Genomic DNA, 14,151 nt, shown 5'->3' with positions numbered 1-14,151 from the left:
AAGGTGCAAGTGAAAAGCAAGCCCCGCCGGCGCGCAGCCTGCGGGGCTTTTCAGTGTCGCTGGAACGTCTTTCTACTTTCTACTTGGCCGCTTATGCCTCGAGATCCTCGTCCAGCTCCTCGGCGGCGTCGGCGTGGGACATGCGCATTCCGTGGGGCGGCAGCGGGGTGCCGTCCAGGGTCGCGCCCTCGCCGGTGAACTGCAGGCGACCCTCCAGGCACCACTTCACGGCGATGGGGTAGATGAGGTGCTCGCGGGCGTGCACCTTCTGCTTGAGGCTCTCCTCGGTCTCGTCCGCGGCGACCTCGACCACGGCCTGCATCAGGACCGGCCCCCCGTCGAGCTCTTCGGTGACGAAATGCACGCTGCAGCCATGCTCGGCGACACCATCGGCCAGCGCCCGGGCGTGGGTGTTCAGGCCCTGGTAGTCGGGCAGCAGCGAGGGGTGGATATTGATCAGGCGCCCCAGGAAGCGCTGCACGAAGCGCGGGGTGAGTATGCGCATGAAGCCGGCGAGTACCACCAGATCCGGCTCATGGCGCTCGATCACCTTGATCAGGGCGCCGTCGTAGGCGTCGCGACTCTCGTACTCTCGGTGGGGCAGTACCACCGCGTCGATGCCCGCCTCCCGGGCGCGGGTCAGCCCGTAGGCGCCCGGCTCGTTGGAGACGACCGCGACGACCTCGCCGCCCAGGGCATCGTGGCTCTGGGCGTCGATCAGCGCCTGCAGGTTGCTGCCGTTGCCGGAGATCAGCACCACCACCCGGCGGGCATCGGCGGCCTCGGGGGTGAAGTCCTGCAGGGTATCGCTCTCGTAGTTCTCGCTCATGCCGACAGGTTCTCCAGGATCACCCGTTCGCCGCCATTCTCGCCGGCGACGATCTCGCCGATACGGTAGACCGCCTCACCCTGGGCCTGCAGGTGGGCGCGGGCCTGGTCGGCCTTCTCGGCCGGGACCACGATGACCATGCCGATGCCGCAGTTCAGCACGCGATACATCTCCTCCTCGGCGACGTTGCCCTGCTCGCGCAGCCACTGGAAGACCGCCGGACGCTGCCAGGCGCTGACATCGACCCGGGCGGCGAGGCCCTCGGGCAGCACCCGGGGCAGGTTCTCGGTGAGACCACCGCCGGTGATATGTGAGAGGGCATGCACCGGCACGCCGCTCTCCCTGATCAGTGACAGCAGCGGCTTCACGTAGATGCGCGTCGGCGCCATCAGGGCGTCGCCCAGGGACTCGCCGGCGAGCTCGGTGTCCAGCGCGGCGCCGGAGACCTCGAGGATCTTGCGGATCAGCGAGTAGCCGTTGGAGTGGGGGCCGGAGGAGGCCATGCCCAGCAGTACGTCGCCCTCGGCCACCTTGTGGCCATCGAGTATCTCGGACTTCTCCACGACGCCGACGCAGAAGCCCGCCAGGTCGTAGTCGCTGCCCTCGTACATGCCGGGCATCTCGGCAGTCTCGCCGCCCACCAGGGCGCAGCCGGCCTTCTCACAGCCGGCGCCGATGCCGTCGACCACGTCGGCGGCGATGTCCACATCGAGCTTGCCCGTGGCATAGTAGTCGAGGAAGAACAGCGGCTCGGCGCCGGCCACCACCAGGTCATTGACGCACATGGCCACCAGGTCGATACCGATGGTGTCGTGGCGACCCAGGTCCATGGCCAGGCGCAGCTTGGTGCCGACGCCATCGGTGCCCGAGACCAGCACCGGCTCGCGGTAGCCGGTGGGCAGTTCGCAGAGGGCGCCGAAGCCGCCCAGTCCGCCCATCACTTCCGGGCGAGTGGTACGCTTGGCGACCCCCTTGATGCGGTCGACCAGGGCATTGCCGGCGTCGATATCGACGCCGGCGTCCTTGTAGCTGAGCGAGGGGCGTGAGGAGGAGTCGGTCATCGGGAGTCCTGTCGGGTGGTCGGCGTGGCGGGAGCCGCCACGCGGTAGGCAAGTCTGGGGCGGAATTGTAGCATCACGGCGAACGGCTGGCAGCCCGTCGGCGGTCGCGGGACAAGGAGGTAGCAATGCGCAGACAGTGGTGGGTCGCGGCCGGGTTGGCGGCGCTGGCGCTGTGGTTCTTCGTCAGCATCGAGCCGGTGCTGATGCCGTTCTTCGTCAGCATGGTGCTGGCCTATCTGGGTGACCCCCTGGCCGACCGTCTGGAGGCACTGGGCCTGTCGCGCCGACTCTCGGTGTCGCTGGTGTTCCTGCTGCTGACGCTGGTCATCGTGATCTCGCTGCTGCTGGTGGTGCCGGTGCTGGGTCGCCAGCTCGCCCAGCTGGTGGAGTCGCTGCCGGCAGTGCTCGAGTGGATACAGCAGACGGTGGTACCGAAGGTGCAGTCGTTGACCGGCATGGACCTTTCCACCGATATCGATGCCCTGCGCCAGACGGTGATGGACAACTGGAAGGAGACCGGCACCTTCGCCGCGACCCTGCTCTCCCAGGTGTCGCGTTCGGGCCTGGCTCTGGTCGGCTGGATCGGCAACCTGGCATTGATTCCGGTGGTCACCTTCTACCTGCTGCTCGACTGGGACATCATCGTCGCCAAGGTGCGTGACTGGCTGCCGCGGCGCTGGGAGGATACCGTGATCCGCCTGGCGGGCCAGTGCGACGAGGTGCTTTCGGCGTTCCTGCGCGGCCAGCTGATCGTGATGCTGTGCCTGGGGATCATCTACGCCATCGGCCTCACCCTGCTGGGGGTGCGCTTTGGCCTGCTGATCGGTCTGCTCTCGGGGCTGGCCAGCATCGTGCCCTACCTGGGTGTGATCGTCGGCATCAGCGTGGCCGGCCTGGTGGCCTTCTTTCAGGGCGGCGAGTGGTGGCTGCTGCCGGGGGTGGCGGCGGTGTTCGGCTTCGGCCAGGTGGTGGAGAGCGTGGTGCTGCAACCCAAGCTGCTGGGCGACAAGATCGGCCTGCACCCGGTGGCGGTGATCTTCGCGGTACTCGCCGGTGGCAACCTGTTCGGCTTCACCGGGGTGCTGCTGGCGCTGCCGGCGGCGGCGGTGATCATGGTACTCTTGCGGGAACTCAACAGCCGCTACAAGAACAGTGCCTTGTACGACGAGACACTCAACCGAAGCCACGACGAGGAGTCGCCATGAGCCGTGCGCCCGCGCAGCTGCCACTGGGCGTCGGGCTGCGTGACGATGCCACCTTCGTCAACTTCCATCCTGGCCCCAACGCCACTCTGGTGGGGCGGCTGACTCACCAGCTCGAGCCCGAGGGCGAGCCCTTTCTCTACCTGTGGGGGGCGCCGGGAGTGGGGCGCAGCCACTTGCTGCAGGCCGCCTGCCACGCGGCTTCGGATCGCGACATGCGTGCCCTCTATCTGCCGCTGGAGGAGCTCGGCCACTTCCCCCCGCTGATGCTCGAGGATATCGAGCGCCTGGACCTGGTGGCCATCGATGACCTGGACCGGGTGGTGGGACGGCCCCGCTGGGAGGAGGCACTGTTTCACGCCTTCAACCGCCTGCGCGATGCCGGCAAGCGGCTGGTGGTGGCCGCCGAGGCGCCACCGCGCCAGCTACCCGTGAAGCTTCCCGACCTCGCCTCGCGCCTGACCTGGGGGGTGACCTTCCACGTTCAGGGCCTGGACGACAGCGGGCGTCTGGCCGCCCTGCAGCTGCGTGCCCGGGGTCGCGGCATGCAGCTCGGCGACGAGGTGGCGCGTTATATCCTGCACCGTGGGCCGCGGCGGCTCGACGAGCTGTTCCGCCTGCTGGAGCAGCTCGATCGTGCCTCGCTCTCCGCCCAGCGCAAGCTGACCATTCCCTTCGTCAAGCTGGCGCTGGGCTGGTAGCGATCACTGGCGGCTGCACAACCATTCAGTATCGAAGCGGAAGGCATTGAGGATGTCATCCTGGGTGAAGCCGTGGCCACTCAGGGTCTCTTCCCAGGCCCCGGTGTTGCGATAGTCGAGCAGCGCCTCGTTGAAGGCGTCGCGTAGCGACTCGGCGCCGGGGGAGAAGGCGAACCCGCCCCAACTGCGTACCAACTCCCCCTCCACTTCGGGGTCGACGAAGTTCTGGGCGACCTCCACCCGGGTATCCTGCTCGGCCAGTTGGCTGACCGTCAGGCCTGTACCGGCATAGGCATCGGCGCTACCGTCGAGAATCGTGTCGATGGCCTGGGCGTTGGTGTCGATCACGACCAGCCGATCCTCCGGTACGCCCATGGTGGCGAGGATGTCGACCTGGGTCGCTCCCGCGAGCACCGCGACACGGATGTCATCGCGTGCGACAAAATGGTCGTAGGCAGTGATCTCGTGGGGATTGGCGGCCTGTACCAGCAGACCTTCGCCATAGGAGGTGTTGGGCTCCGAGAAGAGGACCCGGTTACAGCGCTCAGGGCGAATGGCCATCTCCGCCGCGGCCATGTCGAACTCTCCGTGCTCGAGCCCCGGGATCAGGTCCTCGAAGTCGACGACCTGCCACTCGATCCGCTCGATGCCCAGCCGTTCGAGCAGCGGACGGGCTACATCGGGGCCAGCACCGCGTCCCTCGCCCTCGGCATCCAGATAGCCGTAGGGGACTTCGTCCGCTACCGCCACTCGTATATGGCCGCGTTCGCGTAGCTCCTCGAGGCTGGTGGCGGCGACGGCGCTGGGTAAGGTGAGCAAGCTGGCAAACAGGGCGATGCCCAGGCCGGCGGCGGTTGTGGGGGGTGTCCTCTCCATGTGGATCCTCCTGTGACAGCAAACGAGCCCCGTGGAGCGCACTAGCTGCTTCCAAGCCTAGGAGGCTGTCAGAGATAATGCTAACCGGGTCTGCGTCCGCGGCCTGCCGGTCCACTGCTTTGGGCGATCGCCATGCCGCGGCACACCGTCAGCGGCTGAGGTCGACCTCGAGCTGCTGGCTCTTGCTCAGGCTGACCTGTCGGATCACCACCCTGGGTTCGCCGGTCTGCGGGTCGGGGCCTGCACCCGAGACGTAGAACTCTCCGGCGGGCAGGTTGGAGACACGGAAGTAGCCGTTGCCGTCGGTGCGAGTGGTGTGGGTGTACTCCCGTGCCCTGGGGTCGGCGGGCTCCACAGCGACCCCGGCCAGCGCCTTCTCGGCGGCCTCGGCGGAGTAGCTGGTCACCGGCGCCACCGAGACGCCGGCATTGGGCACCGCACGTCCGCTCAGCGTCAGGCGCCCGCTGACCGCCGCACTGCCGTGTTTCTCGAGCCTGGCATACTCGGCCTCGGGATAGGCGACCTCTCTCTTGGCGCGTGAGGCAGTGGCGTCGCGCTCCGCTTCACGAGTCTCCTGCGGGGCATCACGCTGGGTCTCACCCCGCTCGATGACCTCGATGCGCTCGGTAGGGGCGGGGGGAACGACTTCACAGCCGGCGAGCACCAGTGCCGCGAAGACGAGGGGAAAGTAGCGTTTCATGATTGACCTCCCTATCCGGTTCAATTTCTGCAGGCGCCCCGTGCCTCGGCCAAGGGTAGCGTAACACCAGGCCAAAGGGCATGCCGCTACCAACGAAAACCGCCGCCCTGCAAGGGGCGGCGGTTTGGGGATCTCCCGGGGGAGCAGGGCGCCGGAGCGCCCCGAGGTCAAGCTTACTGGGCGGCCTTGGTGGCGGTCGCCTGGGCCTGCTTGACGTTCTCCTCGGTCAGCTTCTGGCTCTGCTGGACGAAGTCCTGCTGCAGGGAGACAACCTTCTCGGCGTCGCCCTTCATGCGCTCGGCGAGGTCCTTGGCGACCTTCTGCTGACCTTCCATGTAGGAGCGCAGGCCTTCGGCATCCTTGACGTTCATCAGGGTGCGCAGCTGGGCCAGGCCAGTGTCGGTGTAGGCCTTGGTGGCGTCGAGCTGGGCGTGGGCCAGTTTCTCGCTGTAGTCCACCGCCAGGTTGGCGTAGGCGCGGGCCGGAGCGAAGAACATGGACTCGACTTGCTTGGTGTCGAAGGCCTTGGTGTCGAAGTTGAAGGCGTTCATCATGGTGGAACCTCCTGGTTTCACTGAGTGTAGGGGAGCAGTTGCTGCTCTGTTGCGATGCACAATAGCAGAGCGGCTTGTGCAGTGCAACATCGATATCGAGCAGCACCGCGAGTGACGCGGGCCTTGCCGAATGGGGTGGGCGGCACCATGGTGAGGGGAGAGAACCGCGGCCGACATGAGGAGCCAGGCGATGAGTGCGACACGCAGCGAACGCGACAGCATGGGGGCGCTGGAGGTCCCGGCGGATGCCCTCTATGGGGCGCAGACTCAGCGCGCCGTCAACAATTTCCCGGTCTCGGGCCAGGCCATGCCCGCGCCGTTCATTCATGCCATTGCGCGTATCAAGCTCGCCGCGGCGCGCGTCAATGCCGAGCTCGGGCTACTCGACGACGAGCGCGCCGAGGCGATCGCCACCGCCGCCGAGGCGGTGATCCGCGGTGAGCATGATGAGCACTTTCCGGTGGACGTCTTCCAGACCGGTTCCGGTACGTCCAGCAACATGAATGTCAACGAGGTGCTGGCGAACCTGGCCAGTCGCAAGGGGCTGGAGGTGGGGCCCAATGATCATGTCAACATGGGCCAGTCCAGCAATGACGTGATTCCCACCGCCATCCATGTCGCCGCGGCGCTGGAGGTGACCAACCGCCTGCGTCCGGCCCTGGTTCATCTGCGCGAGACCATCGACAGCCGCGCCGCTGATCTCGATGGCGTGGTCAAGACCGGTCGTACCCACCTGATGGATGCCATGCCCCTGCGCATGAGCCAGGAACTGGGCGGCTGGTCGAGCCAGCTGGGGCAGGCCATCGAGCGCCTGGATAGTGCTCTGGTCAGGCTCTGCCGCCTGGCCCAGGGGGGCACGGCGGTGGGTACCGGCATCAATGCTCACCCCGAGTTCGCCGAGCGCATGGCCGCCCGGCTCTCCGAGCAGAGCGTACTCGCCTTCACCCCAAACGACAGCTTCTTTGCCAGCCTCGCCTCCCAGGATGCGGCGGTGGAGCTCTCCGGACAGCTCAGGGGCCTGGCGTGTGTGATCATGAAGATCGCCAACGACCTGCGCTGGATGAACTCCGGCCCGTTGGCCGGCCTTGGCGAGATCGAGCTGGAGGCCCTGCAGCCGGGCAGCTCGATCATGCCGGGCAAGGTCAATCCGGTGATCCCCGAGTCGGCGGCCCAGGCCGCTGCCCAGGTGATCGGGCTCGATACGGCGGTCACCGTGGCCGGGCAGAGCGGCAACTTCCAGCTCAACGTCATGCTGCCGCTGATCGCACACAATCTGCTGACGTCGATCACCCTGATGAGCAATACCGCCTGGCTGCTCGGCAACCGCGCCATCGCCACCTTCCGGGTGCGTGAGGAGAACCTCGCCGAGCCGTTGTCACGCAACCCGATCCTGGTGACGGCGCTGAACTCGGTGATCGGCTACAACGCCGCGGCGGCCATCGCCAAGCAGGCCTACCAGGCCGGTCGGCCGATCATCGAGGTGGCCGAGGAGCAGACCGAGCTCTCCCGGGAGGAGCTCACGCGGCTGCTCGACCCCGCTGCTCTGACGCGGGGCGGAATACCGGAATAGCGCTCACTCCTGCTGCTCGCGCTCCTTGCCCTCGTGGACCGTGTTGTGGGCCTCGCGGTGCTCTTCGGCGTCCGCCTCTGGGGTGTCATGCTCGTCGGCTCGGGCGGGCCGGAAGCAGAGTGTGGCCAGGATGGGAAAGTGGTCAGAGCCGAAGCCGCGCAGTCGCTTCAGGCCTCCCAGGGTGAAGTGCTCGCTTGCGAAGACGTGGTCAAGCGGCCAGCGCAACAGGGGATAGTGGGCGTGGAAGGTGCTGAACATGCCGCGGCCCCGGCGTGGGTCGAGCATGCCGCTTACCCGGCAGAACAGGCGTGTGGTGCGAGACCAGGCGACATCGTTGAGGTCCCCCGCCACCAGAGTTGGCACCGGGTCGTCGTGGATCGCCTTGCCCACCAGCAGCAGCTCGGCGTCGCGCCACAGTGACTCCTCGCTCTCGCCGGGGGCAGGCGGGCGTGGGTGCAGGGCGTGGAGGCGGATCTCGTCGCCGCAAGGCAGGCGAACGCCGGTATGAAACGAGGGGATATCGTCCTGGATCAGCCACTGGACCTCGGGGTCGACCAGCGGCAGGCGTGAATAGAGATGCATGCCGTAGAGGTTGTCCAGCGGAACCCTTATTGCATGGGGCCACGCCTCGTTGAGGGCGCCATCGAGTTGCTCCTGCCACCAGCCATCGGACTCCAGGGTGAGCACGAGGTCGGGGCGGTATTGATGGATCTGTGCGATCAGCCCCCGGGCATTGCGGTTGGGCGTCAGGACATTGGCGATCAGCAGCGTCAGGCAGCGGCTCTCGTGTCCCGGCTCGGCACGCTTGACCTGTACCGGCCAGAACGGGGTCCAGGGCAGTACATGGACGACCTGGATCGCGATCACCATCAGGCAGCTCCCAAGGCCAACCAGAGACCAGGGGGCGTCGGCAAATGTGCAGATGGGCAGCAACAGCAGGGCGGCGGCGGCCAGTTGTACCCGGGGGAATTCGGCAGCGCGAATCCACCACCAGGTGACGCGCAGCCTGGCGACGAGGGTGATGCCGAGCAGCAGCAAGGCAAGCACGGCAGACGCAATGGAGACCACTAGGCATGTTCCCTTGCAGACGATACTCCCAGCATACCTCGAGAAGGTTACGTTGGCTCGATCAGGCTCTGCTGATACCCCGTTCAATCCGGAGATTGCGACCAGCACCATGACCCACCTGTTTCCCGCAGCGTCAGGCAGGCGGCACAACCGCTATCTGCTGATTCGCCATGGCCACAGCCAGGCCAACCAGCAGGGCGTCATCATCAGCTCGCCGGAACAGGGGATTGCCGGCTATGGTCTCTCGTGCCGAGGGCGGGAGCAGCTCGATGCGCTGCTGGCCGACTGGCGATGGGCGATCCCCCAGCGAATCCTGCATTCGGACTTCCGTCGTACCACGGAGACGGCAGAGCGCATCGCGCGTCACTTCGGGCTTCCGCTCGTCGCCGAAACGAGGCTTCGGGAACGATACTTCGGCGACTTCGAGGGGCGCACAGACGACCACTATGCGCAGGTCTGGACACGGGATGCCGCTGATCCGACGCATCGCCATGCCGGGGTCGAGAGCGTGGTCGAGGTGGCGGCCCGCATGACGGCGGTGATCGATGAACTGGAGGAGCGCCTCGCCGGTGAAACCGTAATGCTGGTCAGCCACGGGGACCCGCTGCAGATCTTGCTCGCCGCCCTCGAAGGGCGCGAGCTGAACAGACATCGCGAGCCGCCGTCGCTGACGCCTGCCAGCATCACTGTCCTGTGAGCGTGTCCAGATACGCCCTGAGCCGACGCACCCCGACGGTGTCGAGGTGCAGTGCCAGCTTGGTTCGCCGCCACAGGATGTCCTCGAGGGAGCGTGCCCACTCACGATCGACGAGGTAGTCCACCTCGGCGGCGGTCAGTCCGGCGCCGAACGCCAGCCCCAGGGCGGCTTGAGAGTCCCTGCCGTCGAGAAACGTCTGGCAAAGCGAACCATAGGTGCGCGCAAAGCGCCGCGCCTGGGCGGCGTCCAGGAATGGGTATTTCGTGAGCAGCTGAGCCTCGTAGCTTGCCGGGTCACCGATATCGCCGCCCGGCAGCGGCGTCTCGGCGGTCCAGGGCTTGCCCATGGTCGGCAGGTGCGGCGCCAGCGCCGCCAGGGCGGCCTCGGCGAGCTTGCGGTAGGTGGTGATCTTGCCGCCGAAGACCGACAGCAACGGGGCACCGCGAGCATCCAGGTCGAGGGTATAGTCCCGCGTCATGGCCGAGGGGTCGGCCGATTCGTCATCGCACAGCGGACGCACCCCGGAGAAGGTGTGGATCACGGCGTCCCGGGAGAGCTGGCTGCGGAAGTGGGCATTGACCACCGACAGCAGGTAGTCGATCTCCTCCTCACTCGCCTCGACGCGTGACGGGTCGCCCTGATAGCGACGGTCGGTGGTGCCGATCAGGCTGAAGTCTTCCTCGTAGGGCAGCGCGAAGACGATGCGCCGGTCGCTGTTCTGCAGGATATAGGCACGCTCGTCATGGTTCAGCCGAGGCACGATCAGGTGGCTGCCCTGGATAAGGCGCACTCCGTACCGCGATGACCTGCTGGCCTGGTGGCGGACCACCTGCTCCACCCAGGGGCCGGCGGCGTTGACCAGTGTCCGGCAGCGACGGGACAGGCGGCGGCCTGAATCGACCTCCTCGAGCTCCACTTCCCACTGCCCGTCGACTTCTCGGGTGCCGATGCAGCGGGTGCGGACACGGATGTCGGCGCCGTTGTCGCGGGCCTGGATGGCATTGAGCACCACCAGGCGGGCATCATCTACCCAGCAGTCTGAATACTCGAAGCCGGTGGTGATGTCGGCGGCCAGGCCCAGGTCCGGGGTGAGCCGGATCCTGCGTGATCCCGGGAGCCTGTCACGCTTGCCGAGATGGTCGTAGAGGAACAGGCCGGTGCGCAGCATCCAGGCCGGACGCAGGTGGGGGCGGTAGGGCAGGATGAAGCGCAGTGGCCAGATGATGTGCGGGGCCTTGGCAAGCAGCACCTCGCGCTCGCGCAACGCCTCGCGCACCAGCCGGAATTCGTGGTGTTCCAGGTAGCGCAGGCCGCCGTGGATCAGCTTGCTGCTGGCCGAGGAGGTGGCGCCGGCGAGGTCTCCCTGTTCGCACAGGCCGACCGTCAGGCCGCGACCGGCGGCATCATTGGCAATCCCGGCGCCATTGATGCCGCCGCCGATCACGAACAGGTCCAGCGGCTGGGTCGTGTCTGCCTGCTGCATGTCGGCTTTCCTGGCTGGGTGGGAGCCCCGCCCCTGGCGGGGCCCCGCGAGTCTGGCGGTAAGGATCATCCGAGGGTACCGTAGAATGATACGTCAACGGTGATAACAGGAGCCGGCATGGCCGACTATCTGCTCGCTATCGATCAGGGCACCACCAGTTCCCGCGCCATCCTCTTCGATCGTGATGGTCAGGCTGTGGCCACGGCGCAGCGCGAATTCCCTCAGCACTTTCCCCACGATGGCTGGATCGAGCATGATCCGGAGGATATCTGGGAGTCCGTGCTCGCCACCTGCCGCGAAGTGCTCGCCGATACGGGCATCGCTCCGGAGGCGATCGCCGGGGTCGGCATCACCAATCAGCGCGAGACCACCGTGCTGTGGGACCGGGCGACCGGCGAGCCGCTCTACAACGCCATCGTCTGGCAGGATCGCCGCACTGACGAGGCCTGCCGGCAGTTGCGTGAGGCGGGCCACCTGGAGGATGTCCAGTCACGCACGGGGCTGCTGATCGACCCCTACTTCTCGGCGACCAAGCTCGGCTGGCTGCTCGATGAGGTCCCGGGTGCGCGGGAGCGGGCCGAGCGGGGAGAGCTGGCCTTCGGCACCGTGGACAGCTTCCTGATCTGGCGGCTGACGGGCGGTCGGGTGCATGCCACCGATGCCACCAATGCCTCGCGCACCGCCCTGTTCAATATCCATGAGCAGCGCTGGGACGAGGCGCTGCTGGCCTTGTTCGACATCCCGGAAAACCTGCTGCCCGAGGTCAAGGACTCCAGCGACGACTTCGGCCATGTCGATGCCCGCTGGCTGGGAGAGGAGTTGCCCATCGCCGGGGTGGCCGGTGACCAGCAGGCCGCGCTGGTCGGCCAGGCCTGCTTCACGCCCGGCATGGGCAAGAGCACCTACGGCACCGGCTGCTTCATGATCGTCAACACCGGCGAGGTCGCCGAGACCTCGCGCAACCGCTTGCTGACCACGGTGGCCTATCGGCTCAACGGCAAGCCCACCTACGCCATGGAGGGCAGCATCTTCGTTGCCGGAGCTACGGTGCAGTGGCTGCGCGACGGTCTGCAGCTGTTTGCCGACGCCGCGGAGACCGAGGCCCTGGCGCGCCAGACGCGCAGCGGCCATAGCGTCTATCTGGTGCCGGCCTTCACCGGCCTGGGCGCACCGCACTGGGACCCCAAGGCGCGCGGGGCGATCTTCGGCCTGACCCGCGATACCGGTATCGCCGAGATCGTCGCCGCCGGCCTCCAGGCCGTCTGCTACCAGAGCCGCGACCTGCAGGTCTGCATGGACGATGACATGTCCGCCACGCCGGGCATCCTCAGGGTCGATGGTGGCATGGTGGCCAACAACTGGGTGATGCAGTTCCTCGCCGACATGCTGGGCGTTCCGGTGGACCGCCCCACGGTGCTGGAGACGACGGCCCTGGGTGCTGCCTATCTCGCCGGGCTTCGGCTCGGCTGGTATCGTGACCTCGACGAGATCGCCGCGCTGTGGCGCTGTGAACGTCGCTTTTCGCCGCAGATGGACGAGGCAGAACGCGAGCGCCTCTATGGAGGCTGGAAGGAGGCCATCGAACGGGTGCGTACCGAGTAGCGTGAAACCGTTCAAGGTGCTGATTCGCCGGCATTGGCGGGTGACATCAGGGCTTGCATTCCCGGGCCGGATGGGTAGAATACGCATCCGTTGCCGCGACGAAGTCTTGTCGCAGCGGAGATTCAGGACCATAGCTCAGTTGGTTAGAGCGCCACGTTGACATCGTGGAGGTCGGCGGTTCAAATCCGCCTGGTCCTACCAGATACAGAATCGCCCCCGCAGCCCTGCTGCGGGGGCGATTTGTTTTGTACCTCCTGCCTGGCTGCCGAGGCTCAGGCGAGGTCGGTGCGTTCGATGAAGGTGGCCATCAGGGCCTCGATGCCCGCCTGGTCCTCGTCGGTGAAACGCCCCTGGCGTGGGCTGTCCAGGTCCAGCACGCCCCACAGTCGATCCGCAACCACGACCGGCACCACCAGTTCGGCGCTGGAGTCGGCGTCGCAGGCGATATGGTCGGCCACGCTGTGGACGTCATCCACGCGCTGGGTGGAGCGTGTGCGTGCGGCTGCCCCGCACACTCCCTTGGCGAAGGGAATTGGGTGGCAGGCCGGTTTGCCCTGGAAGGGGCCCAGGGAGAGCAGCTCCGGCTGGCGCTGCAGATAGAACCCGGCCCAGTTGAGATCGGGGACCTGCTGCATGATGAAGGCACAGGTCTGGGCGCTGTTGGTCAGCCAGTCGCGGGTGTCGAGAAGGGCTGCCAGCTGGCGGTCGAGTAGCGAATAGTCGGGCGTCATCTTGGCTCCTTGAAACAGCAGGGCCGGCCTTGCGGCCGGCCCTCTGGCATTGTCGGTGCTGATCCGGCGGCAAGCCCCGGAGCGCCGGACCGCCGAGGAGGCGCTGTGAACCCCTCCCTGGGCGCTACCGACGCCATCCCTGGCGTAGGACCTCCTCTCCGGCTTGCCCCCGGCGCACCTTGCCGCTAGGCAATCGAGTTACCTTACTTCCAGCCGGGCACCGCCTGGGCACCGAACAGCTCCTCGGCCTTGGCCTCGACCTCTTCGGTCTGGTAGGACTTGACCAGCTGCTGGATCGCTTCGCGCTCTTCGTCACCGCCGCGTACCGCGATCAGGTTGACGTAGGGTGACTCCGGGCCCTCCTTGATCAGGGCGTCGTCCAGGGTCAAACCGGCGGGCTGGGCGAAGGTGTTGTTGATGAAGGCCATATCGACGTCGGGCAGCACGCGCGGGAGCTGGGCGGCCTCGATCTCGCGGAACTCGAAGTCGCGCGGGTTGGCGGCGATATCCAGCGGCGTGGCTTCCAGGTTCTCGGGGTCGGTCAGCTCCAGCATGCCGAGGTTGTGCATCAGGATAAGCGCGCGCCCCTCGTTGGAGGGGTCATTGGGCAGGGCGATGGTGGCACCGTCCGGCAGCGCCTCGATGCTGTCATATTTCTCGGAGTAGGCGCCGATGGGGTAGACGAAGGTGTAGCCGGCGATGGCGAAGTCGTAGCCGCGGTCCTCGACCATGGAGCGCATGTAGGGCTCGTGCTGGTAGGCGTTGGCGTCGAGGCTGCCGTCGGCCAGTGCGGCGTTGGGTGTCACGTAGTCGGTGAACTCGATGATCTCCACCTCGAGGCCGTACTCGCGCTCGGCGATCTCGGCGGCGACTTCCATCACCTGGGTCTCGGGACCGGCGACGGTGCCGACCTTGATGGCGTGATCATCGGCCAGGGCGCTGCCGACGGGCAGGATGGAGGCCAGCAGGGTGGCGAGCAGTGTCTTGCGCATGGAATCGCTCCTTCTGTTGTGTCGTTACGATACTAAAGGAATAAGCCTGATATTTTAAATATCAATATGTTATTTAACGGTGTCT

14 protein-coding genes and 1 tRNA gene are annotated in these 14,151 nt (G+C 66.7%); 6 read left to right on the top strand and 9 right to left on the bottom strand.

The annotated features are described in order from the left end of the window. Positions 1 to 91: 91 nt before the first annotated feature. Both purN and purM read right to left on the bottom strand, forming a co-directional pair. Positions 92 to 829, bottom strand: coding sequence for a phosphoribosylglycinamide formyltransferase (gene purN, locus GRB96_RS11870; RefSeq protein ID WP_161432341.1), 738 nt, complete (start codon positions 827 to 829; stop codon positions 92 to 94). Further along, positions 826 to 1,890, bottom strand: a complete 1,065-nt coding sequence (gene purM, locus GRB96_RS11865) for a phosphoribosylformylglycinamidine cyclo-ligase (RefSeq protein ID WP_161432340.1) — start codon at positions 1,888 to 1,890, stop codon at positions 826 to 828. Before purM ends, purN begins: the two co-directional genes overlap by 4 nt. Positions 1,891 to 2,015: 125 nt before the next feature. On the opposite strand from purM, the gene GRB96_RS11860 reads away from it, so the two are divergent. Beyond that, entirely contained in the window at positions 2,016 to 3,095 is a 1,080-nt protein-coding gene (locus GRB96_RS11860) for an AI-2E family transporter (protein WP_161432339.1), read from the top strand. After that, positions 3,092 to 3,793 carry a DnaA regulatory inactivator Hda gene (gene hda / locus GRB96_RS11855; RefSeq protein ID WP_161432338.1) on the top strand — a complete coding sequence of 234 codons (702 nt, stop codon included), beginning with the start codon at positions 3,092 to 3,094 and terminating at the stop codon, positions 3,791 to 3,793. The genes GRB96_RS11860 and hda overlap by 4 nt, the downstream gene beginning before the upstream one ends. Before the next feature lie 3 nt (positions 3,794 to 3,796). On the opposite strand, the gene ehuB is transcribed toward hda, so the two are convergent. From ehuB to GRB96_RS11840, 3 genes are all read right to left on the bottom strand, one after another. Then, positions 3,797 to 4,669 (bottom strand): ectoine/hydroxyectoine ABC transporter substrate-binding protein EhuB, encoded by an 873-nt coding sequence (gene ehuB / locus GRB96_RS11850; RefSeq protein WP_161432337.1) that lies wholly within the window; start codon positions 4,667 to 4,669, stop codon positions 3,797 to 3,799. Positions 4,670 to 4,817: 148 nt separating this feature from the next. Beyond that, positions 4,818 to 5,369 (bottom strand): carboxypeptidase-like regulatory domain-containing protein, encoded by a 552-nt coding sequence (locus GRB96_RS11845; RefSeq protein ID WP_161432336.1) that lies wholly within the window; start codon positions 5,367 to 5,369, stop codon positions 4,818 to 4,820. Positions 5,370 to 5,542: 173 nt separating this feature from the next. After that, positions 5,543 to 5,920 carry a phasin family protein gene (locus GRB96_RS11840; protein WP_420841784.1) on the bottom strand — a complete coding sequence of 126 codons (378 nt, stop codon included), beginning with the start codon at positions 5,918 to 5,920 and terminating at the stop codon, positions 5,543 to 5,545. A gap of 193 nt (positions 5,921 to 6,113) precedes the next feature. Here GRB96_RS11840 and GRB96_RS11835 point away from each other — a divergent pair, with 193 nt between their 5' ends. Continuing rightward, positions 6,114 to 7,493: a class II fumarate hydratase gene (locus GRB96_RS11835; RefSeq protein WP_161432334.1), complete on the top strand. Its 1,380-nt coding sequence runs from the start codon at positions 6,114 to 6,116 to the stop codon at positions 7,491 to 7,493. A 3-nt stretch (positions 7,494 to 7,496) separates the two neighbouring features. Here GRB96_RS11835 and GRB96_RS11830 read toward each other — a convergent pair whose 3' ends face one another. After that, positions 7,497 to 8,561 carry an endonuclease/exonuclease/phosphatase family protein gene (locus tag GRB96_RS11830; RefSeq protein WP_232910909.1) on the bottom strand — a complete coding sequence of 355 codons (1,065 nt, stop codon included), beginning with the start codon at positions 8,559 to 8,561 and terminating at the stop codon, positions 7,497 to 7,499. 109 nt (positions 8,562 to 8,670) lie between these two features. Here GRB96_RS11830 and GRB96_RS11825 point away from each other — a divergent pair, with 109 nt between their 5' ends. Further along, entirely contained in the window at positions 8,671 to 9,258 is a 588-nt protein-coding gene (locus GRB96_RS11825) for a histidine phosphatase family protein (RefSeq protein WP_161432332.1), read from the top strand. Here the strand turns inward: GRB96_RS11825 and glpD are convergent. Next, on the bottom strand, positions 9,245 to 10,741 hold the full coding sequence (glpD, locus tag GRB96_RS11820; RefSeq protein ID WP_161432331.1) for a glycerol-3-phosphate dehydrogenase: 1,497 nt from the start codon (positions 10,739 to 10,741) through the stop codon (positions 9,245 to 9,247). The two genes, GRB96_RS11825 and glpD, sit on opposite strands and share 14 nt — an antisense overlap. A 117-nt stretch (positions 10,742 to 10,858) precedes the next feature. Between glpD and glpK the strand changes: the two genes are divergently transcribed. Both glpK and GRB96_RS11810 read left to right on the top strand, forming a co-directional pair. Further along, on the top strand, positions 10,859 to 12,343 hold the full coding sequence (gene glpK, locus GRB96_RS11815) for a glycerol kinase GlpK (protein ID WP_161432330.1): 1,485 nt from the start codon (positions 10,859 to 10,861) through the stop codon (positions 12,341 to 12,343). Between the two features lie 124 nt (positions 12,344 to 12,467). Then, positions 12,468 to 12,544: transfer RNA gene (locus tag GRB96_RS11810), tRNA-Val, on the top strand. Positions 12,545 to 12,615: 71 nt separating this feature from the next. On the opposite strand, the gene GRB96_RS11805 is transcribed toward GRB96_RS11810, so the two are convergent. Beyond that, positions 12,616 to 13,074, bottom strand: coding sequence for a GAF domain-containing protein (locus GRB96_RS11805; RefSeq protein WP_161432329.1), 459 nt, complete (start codon positions 13,072 to 13,074; stop codon positions 12,616 to 12,618). 203 nt (positions 13,075 to 13,277) lie between these two features. Next, positions 13,278 to 14,066: a MetQ/NlpA family ABC transporter substrate-binding protein gene (locus GRB96_RS11800; RefSeq protein WP_161432328.1), complete on the bottom strand. Its 789-nt coding sequence runs from the start codon at positions 14,064 to 14,066 to the stop codon at positions 13,278 to 13,280. Positions 14,067 to 14,151: the final 85 nt, after the last annotated feature.

It is taken from the genome of Halomonas alimentaria, from assembly GCF_009902005.1.
GTDB classification, from domain to species: Bacteria; Pseudomonadota; Gammaproteobacteria; order Pseudomonadales; family Halomonadaceae; genus Halomonas; species Halomonas alimentaria.
The sequence above is the reverse complement of the archived record's forward strand: the minus strand, read 5'-3'. Positions and strand labels throughout refer to the sequence as shown.